This window comes from Actinoallomurus acaciae, assembly GCF_042429965.1.
Taxonomy (GTDB): Bacteria; Actinomycetota; Actinomycetes; order Streptosporangiales; family Streptosporangiaceae; genus Actinoallomurus; species Actinoallomurus acaciae.
Window position 1 is genome coordinate 1 of the sequence record NZ_JBHLZP010000694.1, and the last position, 3,571, is coordinate 3,571.

Below are 3,571 nucleotides of genomic sequence, written 5' to 3' on the forward strand. Positions count from 1 at the left end.
GCCCGCTGCGCGGCGGCGAACGCGGTGAGCGCGCGGGCGCCCTCGCCGGTGGTGGCCACGACGATGCCGCCCTTGGCCTGCCACTCGGTGCCGTCGCCGGCCACCTCGGGCCACAGCCGCCGGGAGAACAGGGCCAGCCGGAGCTCGGCACCGGGGCCCTTGTCGGAGACGAGGACGTTGCCCTCGCCGTGCGCGGTGGTCCCCCCGGCCGCGCCGGCACGGTCGACGAGGGTCACACGGACACCGGCGAGAGCCAGCTCACGGGCGCACGCGGTGCCGATGATCCCCGCGCCGATCACGATCGCCTCTGTCCGTTCGATGATCCGAACGCTATGGCGGCTTTTCCGGTCATGTCAACGCTCCTGACGGCGCTATTGTTCGGTGAACCGAACGAGAGGGGTGCCGATGGAGGCGGACGAGTCGGTGCGCGACGTGCTCGCCGCCAACCTGCGTCGGGTCCGTACCGCGCGGAACCTGTCACTGTCCGGGCTCTCCCGGCTGTCGAAGATCGGCAAAGCGACGCTCTCGCAGCTGGAGTCCGGCGCGGGCAACCCGACGATCGAGACGGTGTTCAGCCTGTCGCGCGCGCTCGAGGTCCCGATCTCGTCCCTGCTGGACCAGCCGCACGGCGGCGGCCTGACCGTGGTGCGCGCGGCCGACGTGGAGGTCCTGCGCGGCGACGGCGTGGACCTGCGGGCGCTGCGCGGCATCGCGACGGGCGACACGGTCGTCGAGGTGTACGACCAGCAGGTACGGTCCCGGCAGGAGTCCCCCGGCCACGCGGGCACCGAACACGCGGTCGTCCAGGCCGGCCGTCTTCGCGTGCGGGTCGGCGACCACGAGGTGGAGCTGGGGCCCGGAGACTATGTGGGCTTCGACGCCCGTCTCTCCCACACCTACGTCGCGGTCGAGGGGCCCGTGCGCTCGGTGCTCCTCCTGCACCACACGGCCGGAGACCGGGTGGGCGACGCTCCCCGGCCGCACGTCGCCGGCTGAGCCCACCGGGTTCGAGCACGACGCTCGCGCCCGGGTGGATCAACCGTTGTCGGCACGAACGACGACGGCCCGGCCGGGGGAGCCCCGGGCCGGGCCGTCGCGATGCGGCTCGCGCCGTAGGACGTCAGTGCATCGGCATCGCGGCCGGGCCGTCGGCGTCCACCGGGTCCGGGCGGTGACGCGGCAGGAGCAGGGCCGGCAGGAAGGCCAGGGCCAGCAGGCCGACCGACCACCAGTAGGTGTTCTGGAACGCGTCCGCCATCGGACCGGCGATCTTGTGCATGATCGCCGCGGGGACCTTCTGGGCGGCGGACAGGCCGCCGCCGCCCGTGGCGCCGCCGAGCTTGTCGGTCAGGTTGTTGGCCAGCAGGACCGACATCATGGCCGTGCCGATGGAGGACGACACCTGCTGGATGATGTTCAGCATCGTGCTGGCGCGCGGCACCTCGTCGTGGCCCAGGGTCTGGATCGCGGCCGCCATGGTGGGCATCATCGTCAGGCCCATGCCCAGGCCCATCACGAACAGCACCGCGCCCAGCGACCAGTACGACGTGTCGGCCTGCAGCAGGCTCGTGAAGCCCGCCACCGACGCCACCACCACGACCAGGCCGATCAGCACCACGCGACCCGGACCCATGCGGTCGGTGAGCTTGCCGCCGATCGGCATCGTCACCATCGCGCCGATGCCCTGCGGGGCGAGCAGCAGGCCGGAGGCGAAGGCGCTCTCCTGCCGTACGACCTGGTAGTAGAGCGGCAGCAGCAACATGGCGCCCATGAACGCGCACATGAACAGCACCATCGTGCCCGCCGCCGCGGCGACCGAACGCCGCTTGAGCAGGCGCAGGTCGATCAGCGGGTTGCCCGCCGTCAGCGCGCGGACCGCGAACAGGATCACCAGCACCGCACCCGCGATCGTGGTGATGAGAACCTCGCCCGAGCCGAAGTCGCTCTTCTGCGCGCCCGTGGCCAGGCCGTAGATGAGCGAGGCCAGGCCCGGTGACAGCAGCACGAGGCCGAGCAGGTCGAGGCGCTCGCCCGGCCTCGGGGTGTCGCGCTTGAGGATGCGGGCGGCCAGGAACAGCGCCACGAGGCCGATCGGCAGGTTGATGAAGAAGATCCAGCGCCAGGACACGTCGTCGACCAGGTAGCCGCCCAGGATGGGGCCGCAGATCGGGCCGAGCAGCATCGGGACGCCGACGATGCTCATCACCTGGCCGACGCGCTTCGGGCCGGCGGCCTGGGTGAGGATCGTCATACCGGCCGGCATGATCATGCCGCCGCCCAGCCCCTGAAGCACCCGGAAGGCGATCAGTGACTCGGCCGACCATGCCATTCCGGCCAGCGCCGACCCCGTCACGAAGAGCGCGATCGAGATCATGTAGAGGCGTTTGGTGCCGAACCGGGCGCACGCCCAACCGGTGAGCGGAATGACCGTGGCCAGCGCCAGGGTGTAACCGGTGGCCACCCACTGGATCGTGGACAGCGGCGAGTTGAACTCACTGGCAAGGTGGTTGATCGCGACGTTGACGACCGTGACGTCGAGGATCGACATGACCGCGCCGAGAACGACGACCATGGCCACGGCGAGCACGCCCCGGTCGAGCTTGCCCGACGCGCCGGACGCCTCGGGTGGGTCGTTGGCGACCTCAGGAGAGGACAGGGTGCTCAATGAAGGGTTCCAATCGTCAATGCGCGGGGGCCGTCGTCTTGGGATGGTGCGGCAACATGATGGCGGGGCGCACTGACATTTTGGCAAACGAATAAGCCGCGCCGATCGGTACCCCCTGTGAAGAATTGCCGTTCCGCGACGCTCGGCACACCCCTGTTCGCCGACAGTTAAGGAGTACCGCCAGTGGAGCCCCCCGACCTGGTATTCACCGGCGGTCCGGTGCACACCGCCGACGCCGCGCGCAGCCGAGCCACGGCCGTCGCCGTACGCGGGGAGCGGATCGTCGCGGTCGGCCACGACGAGGTGCTCGACCTGGCCGGGCCGCGTACCGAGGTGGTCGACCTGGCCGGGCGGCTGCTCGTGCCGGGGTTCCAGGACGCGCACGTGCATCCGGTCGGCGGCGGCATCGAAATGGGCCGGTGCGACCTCGGCGGCGCGGTGACGCTGGAGGAGTACCGGCGGCGGATCCGCGCGTACGCCGACGCCCACCCGGATGTGTCGTGGATCACCGGCGGCGGATGGTCGCTGGAGACCTTTCCCGGCGGCACGCCGACCCGTGCGGAACTCGACGCGGTGGTCCCGGACCGGCCCGTCTACCTCGCCAACCGCGACCACCACGGCGCCTGGGTCAACACCCGCGCCCTGGAACTCGCCGGGATCACCGCCGCCACCGCCGACCCGGCGGACGGGCGCATCGAGCGCGACCCCGGCGGCGGCCCGTCCGGAACGCTCCAGGAGGGCGCGATGCGCCTGGTCGGCGACCTCGTGCCCGCCGCCACCGCCGAGGAACAGCTGGACGCGCTGCTCCGGGCGCAGGCGCTCCTCCACTCGTACGGGATCACCGCCTGGCAGGACGCGATCGTCGGGGAGAACCCGCTGACCGCCGACGGCGCGGCCGCGTACGCC

Annotated in this window: 4 protein-coding genes; 2 read left to right on the plus strand and 2 right to left on the minus strand. The window is 71.6% G+C overall.

Annotated features, from left to right (window positions below; genetic code table 11):
- On the minus strand, nucleotides 1–299 hold a 299-nt coding region (locus ACFFNX_RS45175; protein ID WP_378212458.1), incomplete at its 3' end, for an FAD-dependent oxidoreductase.
- A gap of 106 nt (nucleotides 300–405) precedes the next feature.
- On the opposite strand from ACFFNX_RS45175, the gene ACFFNX_RS45180 reads away from it, so the two are divergent.
- Nucleotides 406–996 carry a helix-turn-helix domain-containing protein gene (locus tag ACFFNX_RS45180; RefSeq protein ID WP_378212459.1) on the plus strand — a complete coding sequence of 197 codons (591 nt, stop codon included), beginning with the start codon at nucleotides 406–408 and terminating at the stop codon, nucleotides 994–996.
- A gap of 124 nt (nucleotides 997–1,120) precedes the next feature.
- On the opposite strand, the gene ACFFNX_RS45185 is transcribed toward ACFFNX_RS45180, so the two are convergent.
- A complete protein-coding gene (locus ACFFNX_RS45185; protein WP_378212461.1) occupies nucleotides 1,121–2,665 on the minus strand; it encodes a DHA2 family efflux MFS transporter permease subunit in 1,545 nt (514 codons plus the stop codon).
- Between the two features lie 183 nt (nucleotides 2,666–2,848).
- Here ACFFNX_RS45185 and ACFFNX_RS45190 point away from each other — a divergent pair.
- Nucleotides 2,849–3,571 (plus strand): amidohydrolase (locus ACFFNX_RS45190; protein WP_378212463.1); only part of this gene is annotated, 723 nt, incomplete at its 3' end.